At 72.1% G+C, this 14122-nt stretch carries 17 protein-coding genes; 7 read left to right on the top strand and 10 right to left on the bottom strand.

The genetic code is table 11. The features are described 5' to 3' along the window. Positions 1-136: 136 nt before the first annotated feature. From ABZ193_RS24285 to pknB, 3 genes are all read right to left on the bottom strand, one after another. A complete protein-coding gene (locus tag ABZ193_RS24285; RefSeq protein WP_020419661.1) occupies positions 137-715 on the bottom strand; it encodes a 2'-5' RNA ligase family protein in 579 nt (192 codons plus the stop codon). A 32-nt stretch (positions 716-747) separates the two neighbouring features. Next, positions 748-2067, bottom strand: coding sequence for a wax ester/triacylglycerol synthase family O-acyltransferase (locus ABZ193_RS24280; protein ID WP_354711559.1), 1320 nt, complete (start codon positions 2065-2067; stop codon positions 748-750). A gap of 167 nt (positions 2068-2234) precedes the next feature. Then, positions 2235-4220 (bottom strand): Stk1 family PASTA domain-containing Ser/Thr kinase, encoded by a 1986-nt coding sequence (gene pknB, locus ABZ193_RS24275; protein WP_354711557.1) that lies wholly within the window; start codon positions 4218-4220, stop codon positions 2235-2237. 124 nt (positions 4221-4344) lie between these two features. Between pknB and ABZ193_RS24270 the strand changes: the two genes are divergently transcribed. Next, positions 4345-4713, top strand: a complete 369-nt coding sequence (locus ABZ193_RS24270; RefSeq protein WP_017983985.1) for an Rv2175c family DNA-binding protein — start codon at positions 4345-4347, stop codon at positions 4711-4713. A 45-nt stretch (positions 4714-4758) separates the two neighbouring features. Here ABZ193_RS24270 and ABZ193_RS24265 read toward each other — a convergent pair whose 3' ends face one another. After that, entirely contained in the window at positions 4759-5544 is a 786-nt protein-coding gene (locus ABZ193_RS24265; RefSeq protein WP_017983984.1) for an LLM class F420-dependent oxidoreductase, read from the bottom strand. Between the two features lie 109 nt (positions 5545-5653). Then, positions 5654-6724 (bottom strand): polyprenyl synthetase family protein, encoded by a 1071-nt coding sequence (locus tag ABZ193_RS24260; RefSeq protein WP_237340195.1) that lies wholly within the window; start codon positions 6722-6724, stop codon positions 5654-5656. 78 nt (positions 6725-6802) lie between these two features. Here ABZ193_RS24260 and ABZ193_RS24255 point away from each other — a divergent pair, with 78 nt between their 5' ends. Beyond that, the gene (locus ABZ193_RS24255; protein ID WP_354711555.1) at positions 6803-7597 is read left to right on the top strand and encodes a PIG-L family deacetylase; all 795 of its coding nucleotides are present in this window, start codon (positions 6803-6805) and stop codon (positions 7595-7597) included. 62 nt (positions 7598-7659) lie between these two features. Then, the gene (locus ABZ193_RS24250) at positions 7660-8055 is read left to right on the top strand and encodes a transposase (RefSeq protein WP_354711554.1); all 396 of its coding nucleotides are present in this window, start codon (positions 7660-7662) and stop codon (positions 8053-8055) included. 20 nt (positions 8056-8075) lie between these two features. Here the strand turns inward: ABZ193_RS24250 and ABZ193_RS24245 are convergent, their stop codons facing one another. Beyond that, positions 8076-8513 carry a VOC family protein gene (locus ABZ193_RS24245; protein WP_354711553.1) on the bottom strand — a complete coding sequence of 146 codons (438 nt, stop codon included), beginning with the start codon at positions 8511-8513 and terminating at the stop codon, positions 8076-8078. 9 nt (positions 8514-8522) lie between these two features. Here ABZ193_RS24245 and ABZ193_RS24240 point away from each other — a divergent pair, with 9 nt between their 5' ends. Continuing rightward, entirely contained in the window at positions 8523-9275 is a 753-nt protein-coding gene (locus ABZ193_RS24240) for a helix-turn-helix domain-containing protein (RefSeq protein ID WP_354711551.1), read from the top strand. Here ABZ193_RS24240 and ABZ193_RS24235 read toward each other — a convergent pair. The 3 genes from ABZ193_RS24235 to ABZ193_RS24225 all read right to left on the bottom strand — a co-directional run bounded on the left by ABZ193_RS24235 (position 9272) and on the right by ABZ193_RS24225 (position 11925). Then, positions 9272-10048 (bottom strand): alpha/beta hydrolase, encoded by a 777-nt coding sequence (locus ABZ193_RS24235; RefSeq protein ID WP_354711549.1) that lies wholly within the window; start codon positions 10046-10048, stop codon positions 9272-9274. The genes ABZ193_RS24240 and ABZ193_RS24235 overlap by 4 nt on opposite strands. Further along, entirely contained in the window at positions 10045-10563 is a 519-nt protein-coding gene (locus ABZ193_RS24230; RefSeq protein WP_354711548.1) for a PadR family transcriptional regulator, read from the bottom strand. Before ABZ193_RS24230 ends, ABZ193_RS24235 begins: the two co-directional genes overlap by 4 nt. A gap of 804 nt (positions 10564-11367) precedes the next feature. Next, on the bottom strand, positions 11368-11925 hold the full coding sequence (locus ABZ193_RS24225) for an XRE family transcriptional regulator (protein ID WP_020419651.1): 558 nt from the start codon (positions 11923-11925) through the stop codon (positions 11368-11370). Between the two features lie 69 nt (positions 11926-11994). Between ABZ193_RS24225 and ABZ193_RS24220 the strand changes: the two genes are divergently transcribed. Both ABZ193_RS24220 and ABZ193_RS24215 read left to right on the top strand, forming a co-directional pair. Continuing rightward, positions 11995-12657, top strand: a complete 663-nt coding sequence (locus ABZ193_RS24220; protein ID WP_027936111.1) for an AzlC family ABC transporter permease — start codon at positions 11995-11997, stop codon at positions 12655-12657. After that, positions 12654-12965 carry an AzlD domain-containing protein gene (locus ABZ193_RS24215; protein WP_237337207.1) on the top strand — a complete coding sequence of 104 codons (312 nt, stop codon included), beginning with the start codon at positions 12654-12656 and terminating at the stop codon, positions 12963-12965. Before ABZ193_RS24220 ends, ABZ193_RS24215 begins: the two co-directional genes overlap by 4 nt. Here the strand turns inward: ABZ193_RS24215 and ABZ193_RS24210 are convergent. Beyond that, on the bottom strand, positions 12962-13714 hold the full coding sequence (locus tag ABZ193_RS24210; RefSeq protein ID WP_354711546.1) for an antibiotic biosynthesis monooxygenase: 753 nt from the start codon (positions 13712-13714) through the stop codon (positions 12962-12964). The two genes, ABZ193_RS24215 and ABZ193_RS24210, sit on opposite strands and share 4 nt — an antisense overlap. A gap of 53 nt (positions 13715-13767) precedes the next feature. On the opposite strand from ABZ193_RS24210, the gene ABZ193_RS24205 reads away from it, so the two are divergent. Continuing rightward, complete coding sequence (locus tag ABZ193_RS24205; protein ID WP_020419647.1) at positions 13768-14115, top strand: helix-turn-helix domain-containing protein; 348 nt, start codon at positions 13768-13770, stop codon at positions 14113-14115. Positions 14116-14122 lie beyond the last annotated feature (7 nt).

Genomic DNA, 14122 nt, shown 5'->3' with positions numbered 1-14122 from the left:
CACCGCGTCAAGGCGGGAAAGCGTGCCTTGACCCGGTGGCTCGGCAACCGATTTGGCTGGGGATCGGGTTGCGGGAGGGGGCTGGCTCGGGGGTTGGTTGCGATGCGTTGCCGGGTGGCGGTTGGGTGGTTGGCTGCTAGCTAGCGAAGTAGTCTTCGGCGGCTTCCCTGGGGCGCTGTAGCGGCGCCGGCAGCTCGAAGGCCGCCACCGTGCGCCACGGGCCGTGTTCGTCCTCGCCCGCTACCAGGTGCACGCGGTCGATCCACGCCCGCACCGGGAGCGCCGCGGCCAGTTCTGCCGCCGCGCGTCGCCGGGTGTGGGCGTCGCCCGTTCGGTGGTCCACCACGGTCAGGTGGGGGACCGTGTCCGGGTGCTCGCCGCCGTAGGGTGGGTGCGCCGGGAAGCGTTCGCACACCGCCTGCGTCAGCGCCCGGAAGTGCTCGTCCGGCTCCGGCGCCAGCCACACCACCTCCGAGCCGAACCACCCCACCTGCGAAAACTCGCACTCGAACGCTTCGATGCCGACCAGCGCGGCCTCCAGATCGGCCACCGTCCCGGCGTCGATGTCCCGCGGCGCCACGAACGGGTACAGCACGGTCACGTGCGCCGGCACGGTCCGCCGGTGCCGGGTGACCAGGTGGTCCGTCTCGGGGACGGGGACGACGATGGCACTCTTCGTGGCACGGCGAAGCCACTGCGCGTCGGGGACCGGCATGGCTTCATCATGACTGAAGCCGCGCCGGATGTTTAGATCGACCGCTCGTACAGAGCAGCGGCGGACTTCAGCACGGCGTCCCGCAGCGAACCGGTGTCGGACACCGCGTCGCCGTTCATCTGCAGTCCGATGTGGACGTGGTCGGCGTACGTGGCCGCCGCGATGCTCACCGCGTGCCGCGGCGCCAGCGGCACGAACGGGTAGATCTCGCACAACCGCGCGCCGTCCAGGGTCAGGTCCAGCTTCGGCAACGGCACGTTCGTGATCACCGTGTCGAACAGCGCCCCCGCGGCCTTCCCGGCCACCTTCGTCGCCAGCCGGTGCAGCCCCGGCGGCAACCGGTCGGCCAGCACCGGCAGCGCACCCGCCCCGCGCTGCGGCCCCGCCGCCTTGTTCCGGTTCATCGACCAGCGGATCTCCCGCAACCGCCGCACCGGATCGTCCAGGTGCACCGGCAGATCGCACAGGTAACCGGACAGCTGATTGGCGCCCCAGCCGCCCTCACGCGCCCGCATGCTCACCGGGATCAGGGCCCGCAACGTGCGGGCGTCCGGGCGCTGACCGCGGTTGATCATCCACTCCCGCAGCGCGCCAGCCAGGACGGCCAGCACCACGTCGTTGGGCGTGCCGCCGTGCGTGCCCCGGATGGTGCGGATGTCGGCGAGCGGCAACCGGACGAACCCGAGCCGCCTGCTGGCCGAATCCGGCGCCCCCAACGGGGAGAACGGGTACGGCCGCGCGGCACGCAGCACCGCCGCCGTGATCGCCGCGTTCTCCCCGGCCTGGCTGAACGCCTCCGCGACCCCGTCCCGCAGCGCCTCCAGCGGCGAACGCGGATCGGCCGGCCGGTCGGCCGCGTCGATGAGCATGCGCGTGATCGGCAGCTCGTCCAGCAGCCCGGCGGCCACCGCGAACGCGCCGGCGCCGTCGGTGAACGCGTGGTGCAGCTTGAGCAGCAGCGCGAACCGGCCGTCCGCCAGGCCGGTCACCACGTGCAGGTCCCACAGCGGCCGGTCCATCGGCAGCGGCTGCTCCATCCACTCGGCCGCGTGCGTGGCGAGCGGGTCGTCGGCGTAGAACCCGGCCAGCCGGTGCACGTGGATGTGCCGGCGCGGATCGAATTGCGGGTCGTCCACCCAGGTCGCTCCGCCCGGCGGGAACAACGACGAACGGAACCGCTGGCGCAGGCGCGGGATCCGTCTCGCGCGCCGCGCGAGCAGATCGGCCAGCCGGTGCGGATCAACGGGGTCATCCGGTTGGAAGATCACCGCCGCCCCCATGTGCATGGGGGTGGATTCCCCTTCCAGGCAAAGGAAAGCCACGTCCAGCCCACTGAGCTGACGGCCAGCCATAGACGACCCCTCTACGGTCGGTGACACGGGATTGCCTGCTACTTGAGCAAACGGACGTGACGAAACGGTAGTCCATTTGTTTCCGCAGCGCTAACGGCTCCCGATTCTCACTCGAATGGGGTATCGGTCCTTTGTGGACGTGAAAATCGCGCGGATCTCCTTGTCGATCAAGGAAATACTTGCAATTTCACCTTCTTGCCGCGTTCGACCTGCTCGCCGGGCTCGGGATCCTGCCCGACGACGATGGAGAAGTTCCGCGTGCGGCCCTGCACGTCGGCCTGCAGCCCGGCGTCGGTGAGCAGCTGGATCGCGTCCTGCACCGGCCGTCCGAGCACGGACGGGACCTGGACCGCGGTGGAGGTGAACACGCCGACCCGCTTGTCGCCATGGCCGTCGATGGTGGTCCCTGCTGCCGGCGTGGTGCGGGTGACGCTGCCGCTCGGCACGTTCTCGGAGAACTCGGTGCCGGCATCGTAGGGCTCGAATCCGGCCTCCCTCAACCGCTGGAAGGCCTCATTCCGGCTCAACCCGACGACGCTGGGCACCGGCGACGGCGGCGGGCCTTGCGACAGGCCGATCCGCACCGGCGAGCCGATGGTGAGCTGCGTGCCGGGCTTCGGGTCGACCACGAGCACCTTCCCGGCAGGCACCGTGCTGCTGTAGGTGTCGATGCTCTCGTCCCGCCGCGGCGTGAGCCCGGCCGCCTTGACGGCCGCCTCCGCCTGCGCCAGCTCCGTGCCCGGGCTGATGTCGGGCACCGTCGGGCGGCCCGAGGACAGCACCAGGGTGACCGAGCTGCTCTTCTGCACCGACGTCCCGGCCTGCGGATCGCTGCCGATCGCCTTGCCGGCCGCGACGGTGTCGCTGAACTGGCGGGTCACGGTCACCGACAGGCCGGCGTCGTGCAGCGTCTTCTCCGCCGTGGCCTGGTCCAGGCCGGCCACCGGCGGGATCGAGATCGAGTCCGCGGCGTCCTCGCCGACGCTGAACCACCACACCCCGGTGCCGACCAGGGCCACCACGAGCGTGGCGATGACGGCCCACAGCACCACCGGGCGGCGCTGCACGAACGTCTTGAGGTCCTCCCGCGGCGGCGCGGGCGGGGGCGGCGGCACGGGCGCGGCCTGCGGGCGGACCATCGCGCGGGTGCCGCGCGGGCCCGCGATCGGGTCCGTGGTCGCGACCGGCGCGAACGCGGGCACGGTCTTCTCCGGGTCCACGGGCGGGGCGGGCGCGGCGGGCACCTCCTTCGGCGGCAGCACCGGGATCGGCGCGGGCGCGATGCCCAGCGCCGCCCGCACGCGGCGCAGCTCCTGCAGGAACGCGGCGGCATCCGCGGGCCGTGCTTCCGGGTCGCGCCGTGTGGCGCGCAGCACCAGGTCGTCCAGCACCGCGGGCAGGCCGGGCTCGACCGTGCTGGGCGCCGGGACGTCGTCGTTCACGTGCCGGTAGGCGACCGAGATGGCGGTGTCGCCGGTGTAGGGCACCTGGCCGGTGAGCATCTCGTAGAGCACGATGCCCGCCGAGTAGACGTCGCCGCGCTCGCCCGCCATGCCGGTGGTGACCTGCTCGGGCGCCAGGTAGGACACGGTGCCCAGGATGATGCTCGAACTGGTCGTGCCCGCGCTCGCGACGGCACGCACGAGGCCGAAGTCGGCGACTTTCACCACCCCGGTCGGCGGGTGGCCGGTGGCGCCGATCAGCACGTTCTCCGGCTTCACGTCGCGGTGCACCAGGCCGGCCTGGTGCGCGGCCGACAACGCGGCGAGCATCTGCTCGGCCACGCTCAGCGCCAGCGGCACGTCGAGCTTGCCCCGCTGGTCCAGCAGGTCGCGCAGCGTGCCGCCGTCGACCAGCTCCATCACGAGGAACACGTGCGAGCGGTCGCCTGCCACGTCGACGCCCTGGTCGTGCACCGTGACCACGTTCGGGTGGTGCAGCTTCGCGGCCAGCCGCGCCTCGCGCTCGAAGCGCTCGACGAACGACCGGTCGTCGGCGAAGCGCGGGTCCATGACCTTGATGGCGACCGGACGGTCCAGCCTCGTGTCCGACCCCCGGTAGACGGCCGACATGCCGCCCCGCGCGAGGAGGCCGTCGACCCGGTAACGCCGCTCCAGTAGCGTCCCGGCCAGGCTGGTTTCCGTGCTCGTCACGCGCCCGATCGTACGGACTTTGCCGGAGTCCGTGGAGCCGCCCCGGACTGCCGTGGTGGAGCTTTCGTTACGCCGTTCGCGCGACATTGCGGACAACCAGGCCTGATGTGGCACCCTGTCTTGCGTGAGTGCGATCCCAGTCGCTGATGACATCCTCGACGCCGACGTGGCCGTGCTGTCGCTGGCGCAAGTGGCGGAGCAGATCGGCCTTTCGGTGAACAAGGTCCGGCAGCTGCTGCGGGACGGTCAGCTGCTCGCCGTGCGGCGCGACGGCGACCTGATGGTCCCGGCGGACTTCTTCGTCGGCGGTCAGCCGGTGAAGGGGCTGACCGGACTGCTGACGGTGCTCGCCGACGCCGGGTTCAGCCGCACGGAGATGCTGCGCTGGCTCTACGAGGCGGACGAGACGCTGCCCGGCAGCACCCCGATCAACGCCCTGCGCACCAACCACGGCACGGAGGTGAAGCGCCGCGCCCAGGCCATGGCGTTCTAGCGAAGAGGCGGGTGCGGAGTCGCACCCGCCTCCGCCCGGCAGGTGTCAGCCGTTCTGCGCGTCGCGCCAGGAGATCCACTTCTTCAGCAGGCCCAGGTCGTAGTCGGGGCCGCCGACGCCGACGGTGAACAGGCTCACGCCCAGCCCCCGCAGCTTCGGGCCCAGCTCATCCGGCTCGCCCTGCACGCCGGTGGAGATCTCGATCTCGCCTGCGTCGCGGCCGACGTCCGCGCAGTGCTGCTTCAGGATCCCGACCTTGCGCTCGACGGTCTCCGGGTCACCGAAGCCGTGCCAGATGTCGGCGTGCTTCGCGACCAGCTTCAGCGTCTTCTTCTCGCCGCCGCCGCCGATCAGCACCGGGATCTTGCGGGTGGGCGCCGGGTTGAGCTTGCCCAGCCGCGACTCGATGCGCGGCAGCGCCTCGGCCAGGTCGTCCAGGCGGCCGCCCGCGGTGCCGAACTCGTAGCCGTACTCGTCGTAGTCCTTCTCGAACCAGCCGGAGCCGATGCCGAGGATCAGGCGGCCGTCGCTGATGTGGTCGACCGTGCGCGCCATGTCGGCGAGCAGCTCGGGGTTGCGGTAGCTGTTGCAGGTGACCAGCGCGCCGATCTCGACCCGCGACGTCGACTCCGCCCAGGCGCCGAGCATGGTCCAGCACTCGAAGTGCTTGCCGTCGGGGTCGCCGTAGAGCGGGTAGAAGTGGTCCCAGTTGAAGATGATGTCGACGCCGAGGTCTTCGGCGGCGGAGGCGGTTTCGCGGATGGTCCGGTAGTCGGCGTGCTGCGGCTGGAGCTGCAGCCCGATCCGGATCGGCCTGGTGGTGTCGGTCATACCGCCAGCCTAGCCACACTCAGGACACCCGCGCAGGGCGGCGGAAGTGCTTGCCCCGCATGGACTTCCACCTGGATCGCACTCCAGGTGGAAGTCCACTGTGTACGACTCAGAAGGTGCGCTGGGTGGCGAGCTCGGCCAGCTCGGCGAGCCGGGTCGCCGCGGGTTCGGCCAGGCGGGCGCGCTCCAGCGCGGCCAGTGCGGTGCCGGTGAGCGCGGTGATGCGCTGCTCGACCGCGTCCACGGCGCCGACCTCGGTCAGCGTCCGGCGCACCGTGTCCACCTCGTCGTCGGCGAGGTCGGCGCCGATCGCGTCGGCGATGAGCTTGTGCTGCTCCGGGTCCTCGGCCAGCTGCAGGCCCAGCGCGACCAGCAGCGTGCGCTTGCCCTCGCGCAGGTCGTCGCCCGCCGGCTTGCCGGTGACCGACGGGTCGCCGAACACGCCGAGCAGGTCGTCCCGCAGCTGGAACGCCACGCCGAGGTCGTCGCCGAACTCGCGCAGCGTCGCGATGCGCTGCTCGTCCGCGCCGGCCAGCGCGGCGCCCAGGTGCAGCGGGCGCTGCACGGTGTAGGCGGCGGTCTTGAGGCGCGACACCCGCAGCGCGGCCTCCGGCGAGGTGTCACCGGTGGCCTGCGTGCGCACGTCCAGGTACTGGCCGGCGAGCACCTCGGTGCGCATCGCGCGCCACGCCGGTCGCGCGGCGTCGAGTGTCGCGGCGGGCAGCGGGGCGCTGTTGAACATGTCGTCCGCCCAGGCCAGCGCCAGGTCGCCGATCAGCACGGACGCGGCCAGGCCGAACGTCTCGGGGGCGCCGAGCCAGCCGTTCGCCCGGTGCTCGCGGGCGTAGGAGACGTGCACGGTGGGGCGGCCGCGGCGCGAGTCGGAGGAGTCGATGAGGTCGTCGTGGATCAACGCGCACGCCTGCACCAGTTCGAGGCTGGCGACGGCCTGCAGCACGCCCTCGGCGTCGGGGCCGTCCGGGTCGCCGCCCGCGCCGCGCCAGGCCCACCACGCGAACGTCGGCCGCAGCCGCTTGCCGCCGCCGAGCACGAAGCCGGTGAGCGTGTCGACGCCGGAGCCGAACACGGGCTGGGCGGCCCGGACGGCCGCGCCCGCCTCGGTGAGGAACGCGGCCAGGTGGCGTTCCAGGTGCTGGGGCAGGTCGGCGTCGAAGTCCATGCGCCTATCGTCGACGACATGCGCCGGGCGCGCTTGGCGGGGTGGCCGCGATGTGATCGGCGCCCGTAGGCTCGGCTCGTGGCGACCTTGGTGACGTTTCACGCCCATCCCGACGACGAGTGCATCGCCTGCGGCGGGATCATGCGCAAGGCCTTCGAGGAGGGGCACCGGGTGGTGCTCGTCGTCGCGACCCGCGGCGAGCACGGCGAGGTGCCGCCCGGCTTCCTCGCCGACGACGAGCCGCTGTGGCAGCGCCGGGTCGAGGAGACCAGGGCGGCGGCCGAGATCCTCGGCGCGAAACGGCTGGAGTTCCTGGGCTACACCGATTCCGGGATGATGGGCACGCCGGAGAACGACCTGCCCGGCTCGTTCTGGCGGGCGCCGGTGGAGGAGGCGGCGGCGAAGCTCGCGGCGATCCTGCGCGAGGAGCAGGCGGACGTGCTGACCGTCTACGACGACCACGGCACCTACGGCCACCCGGACCACATCCAGGTGCACCGCGTCGGGATGCGCGCCGCCGAGCTGGCCGGCACGCCGCGGGTGTACCAGAGCACGGTCAACACCGACCACATGCGGGCCGGGCTGGCGGAGTACGCCGCACGGGCCGCCGAGTCCGGCATCACGATCCCCGGTGTCGACGGCCTCGCCGAGCTGGGCAAGCCGGCCGCGGAGATCACCGCCGCGGTCGACGTGCGGCCGTGGCTGGAGGCCAAGCGCGCGGCGATGCGCGCGCACGCCAGCCAGATCAGCGAGCAGTCCCTGTTCCTGGCGATGCCCGACGACGCGTTCACCCACGCCTTCGGCACCGAGTGGTTCATCCGCGCGGGCCAGGGGCCGGGCATCACCGAAACCGACCTGATGGCGGGGCTCTAGACGAGTAATGCGGAAGTCCGGGTGGTGTCTGGAGACGGACGAAGGGTGTTCAAGATCCGTTTGTGATCGACGAGCGGCAGGTACTCATGGCGATCTGCGACCACGAACCCCACCTGCTTACCGAACGCCCCGGACTGCTGATCATCGCCGACAAGGGCTACGTCTCCCGCGAACTCGACCACTACCTCACCCAGCGCGGCGTCCGGCTGATCCGGTCGTCCTACCGCAACCGCAAGCCCCATCCCGGTGAGCCGCTGCTCAAGTCCATCCGCCAGCTCATCGAATCGGTCAACGACACCCTCACAGGCCAACTGAACCTGGAACAGCACGGCGGACGCACCATCGAAGGCCTCGGCGTCCGCATCGCCCAACGCCTCCTAGCCCTCACCGCCGCCATCCGGCACCACCGCGCCACCGGCCAACCCACCACCCGCTCCCTGACCGCCCACGACCACTAACCGAGTTACGCATCGCTCGTCTAGGCGTCGATGAGACCGATCCGCACCGTGCCGTCGGGGTCCACGGCCCAGCCGGAGTTGTGCGCGATCTCCCAGATGAGGCCGATCGGGTCGCGGAAGTGGCCGTGGTAGCCGCCGAACGCGGCCCGCTGGCCGGGTTTCAGGATCTCCGCACCGGCCCGCTCCGCGGCGTCCAGGCAGCGGTCCACCGCGTCCGGGCCGGGCAGGTTGTGGGACAGGGTCAGCCCGGCCGGGCCGGTGACGTCGGTGGTGTTCAGGTCCTCGGCGAACTTCACGGCGTCGAACAGGCCGAGCGCGACCCCGTGGGCGACCTGGAAGAACAGGATCTCGCCGGGCACGTCCAGCAGGGGCTTCCAGCCGAGCCCGTCCACGTAGAACGCCCTCGCGGCGTCGAGGTCCCGGGTGGACACCGTGATGATCTGCAGGCTTTGTTCCATACTCGGAGCATGGCAGCCGAGCCCGGGGAGGGCTTGAACGAAACGGACACCTACCGCGAACGGGTGGGTTCCGGTGTCGTGCGCTGCTGGTGGGCGCAGCGGGTGCCGGGCGAGTTCGTGCAGCGGGTGGTGCCGGACGCGGCGGCGGACGTGATCGTCGCGTCGACCGGCGCGGCCTACCTGGTGGGGCCCACGCTGGCGCCCGCGCTGCACCTGCTGCCGCCCGGCGCGGAGCTGCGCGGGTTGCGGCTGCGCACCGAGGCGACCGCGGCGGTGCTGGGCCTGCCGGGCGACGAGGTGCGGGACGCGGTGGTGCCGTTAAGCGCGGTGCTGCCGGACGCGGCCGCCCGCACGGTCGCGGAATCGGTGTGGCGCGGTGTTTTCCCGTCGGAGCTGCGGCCCCGGCCGGGTGATCCGCGGGTGCGGCACGCGGTGAGCCGGATTTGGCGGGGCGCGCCGCTGGACGCGGTGGCGGACGAGGTTTCGCTGACGGGCCGCCAGTTGCGCAGGCTGTTCACCGAGCAGGTCGGCCTCGGGCCCAAGGCGCTGCAGCGGATCGTGCGGTTCCAGCGTTTCCTGCGCAGCGCGGACGCCGTGCGCCCGTCTTCGCTGGCCGACTCCGCGGTGGCCGCCGGGTACGCCGACCAGGCCCACCTGACGCGCGAGACGCGTGACCTGGCCGGGGTCACGCCCGCGGTGCTGGTCCGGGAACGCCACGGCCTGGCCGCGCCGGACGCCGCGGGCGCGGTGGCCGTCTTCTAACGCGCCGGGAGGAGCCGCGGGTCCGTGGCGCCGTCCAGCCAGGCCCGCAGGACGTCGTTGAACAGGACGGGGTCCTCGACGTTCCAGACGTGGTGCATGCCGGGCGCGAGCCGGACCTGGGCCTGTGGCGCGATCCGTGCCAGCGTCGCCAAGGAGCGGCGCACCACCGGGTCTTCCTTCTCGCCCGCGACGGCCAGCAGCGGTCCCGTGTAGTGGCCGAGTTCCACCGGCACGCCGCCCGCGTACACGTCGGCGAACATCGCGGACGCGGTCTCGCGGCGCACCGACAACCCGTGCGCCACATAGCGTTCCTTGGCGTCGGCAGGCAGCCCGAAGCTCGTGGCCAGCGCCCGCCAGAACCACGGCGCCCGCCAGAACACCAGTTGCAGCCGGGCGATCAGGCGCACCGCGGCGCCGGGCCGCGCGAGCGGCGCCCCGGTCAGGAACGTCGAGCGGACGCGGCCGGGATGCCGGGCCAGCACCCGCACCGCCGTCACCGCGCCCAGCGAGAGCCCGACCAGGTCGAAGGGGCCGTCCACGCCGCACGCGCGCACCCGGTGCACCACGTCGTCGGCCACCGCGTCCAGCCCCGGCCAGTCCTCGTGGACCCGCTCGCCGAAACCGGGCAGGTCCGGCGTGAGCACGGTCCGGTCGGTCAGGGCTGGCACCTGCGGCTCCCACATCCAGTTCGCCGCGTTGCCGCCGTGCAGCATCACCAGCGGCGGGTGCGCCGCGGCCGTCCGCGCGTGGTGCACTTCGGGGAAGCCGGTCACGCGAACTCCTCCTCGACCTCGTCCAGCCAGGCGAGTTCGGCGCGCAGGTGCGCGAGGCCGTTGTCCAGCGTGGCCAGGCGGAGCCGGGCGGCGCGGTCGGGCGCGGCGGCCTCGGACCGCATGCCCTCGAACCGCTCCAGCCGCGCCTGCACCTCCTCCCGGCGCCGGGCGAGCAGCGACCGGAGGCCGTCGTCGTCGAGGCCGTCGCCGAAGAACACGCGCGCCAGGAACGGATCCCGCTCGACGTGGCGCTCCGGCTCGCCGGCGAGCCATTCGGCGAGAGCCGCCCGGCCCGCCGCGGTGATGCGGTGCTCCTGCCGGTCCGGCGCCCGTTCCCCGGGCACCTTCTCGACCTCGGCGTGGCCATCGGCGACGAGCCGGGCCAGCGTCCGGTAGATCTGCGCCCGGTCGGCCGACCAGAAGTGCCCGACGGTCGAGTCGAAGTGGCGTTTGAGGTCGTAACCGGTCATGGGCGCGATGGCGAGCAGGCCCAGGATGATGCGGGAGAGAACCACAGGGCTAGTAGACAACTCACCTATTCGACTTGTCAACTAGGGCGTGTCTGGCAAAGGTGCTGGCTGGTTGCTGGAATGGTGGACTTGCTGCCGGTGCGGACCGGTAAACCGGGGCGGCCGTTCTCCGACGCCCGGCGATGGCGGAGGGAATCATTTACCGCTACCGGTGCGGGATCGCGTGGCGGAATGTGCCTGCGGTGTTCGGGCGCCTGGCAAACAACCTGGACCTGGCACCGCCGCCTGGCCGCCCAGGGCGTCTGGGATGCGGTGCTGGCCCGGCCGCTGGCCACCCGCGGACGCGGCCGGGCAAGATCAACTGGGCGATCTCGGTGGATTCCACGATCGCCCGCGCCCACCAGCGCGCCACCACCATCACCCGCCACGCAGGGGGCTGGATCGAACTACACGAAACCCGGGATCGAGCCGCCCGACCACCAAGATCCACCGGCTGGCCGACGGCCACGGCCGCGCCTTGGTCACCCGGCTCACCGCCCGGCAGGCCGGAGACTCGCCGATGTTCGAACCGCTCATGGCCCACCTGCAGGTCCCCCGGCTGGGCGACGGCCGACCCGCACCCGACCCGACCTCGTGCGCGGCGACGAGGCCTACTCCTCCCGCGCCATCCGCCAACACCTGCGCCGCCGCGGAATTCGCGCGATCATCCCCGAACCCGCCGACCAGATCGGGCGCGGCAAAACGCCGCGGTTCTCGCGGCGGACGCCCACCCACCTTCAACGCCCACGACTACCGCGGCCGCAACGTCATCGAACGCTTCGACGAACTCGCCACCCGCTACCGCGCCGCCTAGGTGTGCTCGGAGATCAGCACCGCGCGGGTGCCCGGCTCCAGGGCCTGGAAGATGTGCTCCACGTCGCCCGGGTAGGCGATGTAGTCGCCGGGGGCGAGTTCCACCGGCTCGTCGGTCAGGCCCACCAGGGCGCGGCCCGCGCTGAGGACGACGTGCTCCACCACTCCGGGCATGTGCGGGTCCGAGCGGCGCGGCGGGCCCGGCTCGGCGGCGATGCGGAAGATGTCGCGGCGCGCGTTCGGTGGACAGGACGCCACGAGCGTTGCCACGTAGTCCGAGCGCTCCGAGTAGAACGTCGGCCCCTCGTCGGCGCGGATGACCTGCACCTGCGGCCGCACCGGTTCGACCAGTCGCGCGAAGGGCACGTCCAGCACCACGCTGAGCGCCCACAACGTTTCCACGCTCGGGTTGCCGCTACCGGATTCCAGCTGGGACAACGTCGACTTGGCGATACCCGCCCGCTTGGCGACCTCGCTGAGGGACAGCCCGGTGCGGGCGCGTTCCCGTCGCAGGGAAGCCGCGATGACGTCCAGTGGTGCGCCGCGCTCAGCCATGCGTGTTCGCTCCAGAAGTCCGGTTGTTCGCCTTGACGAACGCTTTGTCGGTGTTCAGTATGGAAGGTGATGCGTACGATATACCGAACACTCGACCGTCGCCTGCTGCGTGACGTCGCCCTGGTGGCGCTGGCCGACGGGGTCGTCGGCGTCTCCTACGGCGCCATCAGCACCGGGTCCGGCTTCGGCGCCTGGCTGCCGGTGGTGATGTCGTTGCTGGTGTTCGCCGGCGCGGCCCAGTTCCTGTTCGTCGGGCTGGTGGCCGCGGGCGGCAGCCCGTTCGCGGCCGCGGTCGCCGGGCTGCTGGTCAACAGCAGGCACCTGCCGTTCGGCATGGCGGTCAGCGAGGTGCTCGGCCGCCGCGGGCGCATCCTGGGCAGCCACCTGATGACGGACGAGAACGTGGCGTTCGCGCTTGCACAGGAGGACGCCGCGCGTCGTCGCACCGCCTACTGGGCCTGCGGGATCGCCATCTTCGTGGCCTGGAACCTTGGCGTGGTCGCGGGCGCCTTCGCGGGCACGGTCATCGGCGACACCGACGCGTTCGGGCTGGACGCCGCTTTCCCGGCCGTGTTGCTCGCGCTGGTGCTGCCGTCGCTGAAGGACCGCGGCACCCGGCACGCGGCGCTGGCCGGCGCGGTGGTCGCGCTCGCGGCCACCCCGTTCCTGCCCGCGGGCCTGCCGGTGCTGCTCGCGCTGGCCGGGGTGCTGGTCCTGGTGGTGCGGCGATGACCCTGCTGATCGCGATCGCGGTGCTCGCCGCGGGCACTTTCGCTTTCCGGTTCGCCGGGCCGTTGCTGCAGTCGAGGATCCAGCTCTCGCCCAGGGTGCAGAACCTGATGGCGGTCTCGGCGACGGTCCTGCTGGTCGCCGTGGTGGCGACGAGCGCGCTCGCGGAGGGCCACGGTTTCGCCGGGTTCGCCCGCCCGATCGGGGTTGCCGTCGGCGGCGTGCTCGCCTGGCGGAAGGCGCCGTTCCTGGTGGTGGTCGTCGCCGCCGCGGCGGTCACCGCGCTGCTGCGGCTGGCCGGCGTGCCCTAGCCCTGCCAGGGGCGCACGGAACCCCAGCCCCACACCGGCATCGGCTCGTCGACGGCGGGGCGCGCGCCGGGACGCGAGAAGAACACCGCCAGCCGGGTGCCCCACTCCAGGTAGGCGACGAACGCCGAGCGGAACTCCGGGTCCGACGGCAGGCCCACCTCGTCCGCGGTCTCCAGCAGCAGGTCGACCCAGCGGCGGCGCTGCTCTTCGGTGATCGCCTTGCCGAGGTGCTTCGACACCATGTGGCGGTGACCGCCGCGGCGCGTGCTGTAGTCCTTCGGACCGCCGAACACCTCGCCGACCCACTGCGCGACGTGCTGCGCGTGCTCGGCGTCCGTGCCGGCGAACAGCGGCGCGAGCAGGTCTTCCGCAGGCACTTTCCGGTAGAAGGCGGTGAACAGCTTCTCGAACGCCTCGGCGCCGCCCGCCCACTCGTACAGGCTCGGCAGCGGACTGCCGATGTCGACGGGTTCGTAGTGGCGCATTTCCTCGATGGCGTCGACGAAACCGCGGACCTCGGCGAAGAAGGGCGGGAAGTGCGGGCCCTTCCGGAAGCCGGTCAGGTGCGCGTCGGCGGAGGTCCAGGTCAGCCGGACGACGTAGCACTGCGGTTCGTCCACGCAGCGGGTCATCTCGAAGTCGTGGCACTCGGGAGCGGCGGCCAGGTGCGCGGACGCGCGCCGGTAGGCGTCCTCGAATTCCGCGCCCTGCCCGGCGGGAATCCGGTACCGGATGTATTCGGTGAGCATCGGTCAAGTCGAGCACCTGTGCGGTGGCCCGGCAAGTACGTACTTTGTGGTGCGTGGACACGACTCGCACGCGCTACCACTGCCCGGTCGAACTCGCCGTCGACGTCATCGGCGGCAAGTGGGCCGTGGTGGTGCTGGCGTACCTGAAGGAGCGCGACCACCGGTACGGCGAGCTGCGCAGGCGGATGCCGGGGATCAGCGAGAAGGTGCTGACGACGCGGTTGCGGGAACTGGAGGCGGCCGGGCTGGTGGAGAGGTTCGTGCACGACGGCGGGGTCCGTTCGGTCACCTACCGGCTCTCCGCGGAGGGCGCCGAGCTGGCTCCGGCGCTGCAGATCCTGCACGACTGGGGACAGCGCCGGGCCGAACGGGAGGGGGTGCGCATCGAACCGGCCGGGTAGCGGCGGT

It is taken from the genome of Amycolatopsis sp. NPDC006125, assembly GCF_040614195.1.
In the GTDB taxonomy this organism is placed as follows: Bacteria; Actinomycetota; Actinomycetes; order Mycobacteriales; family Pseudonocardiaceae; genus Amycolatopsis_E; species Amycolatopsis_E tucumanensis.
This window is presented reverse-complemented; position numbering and strand designations above follow the sequence as displayed.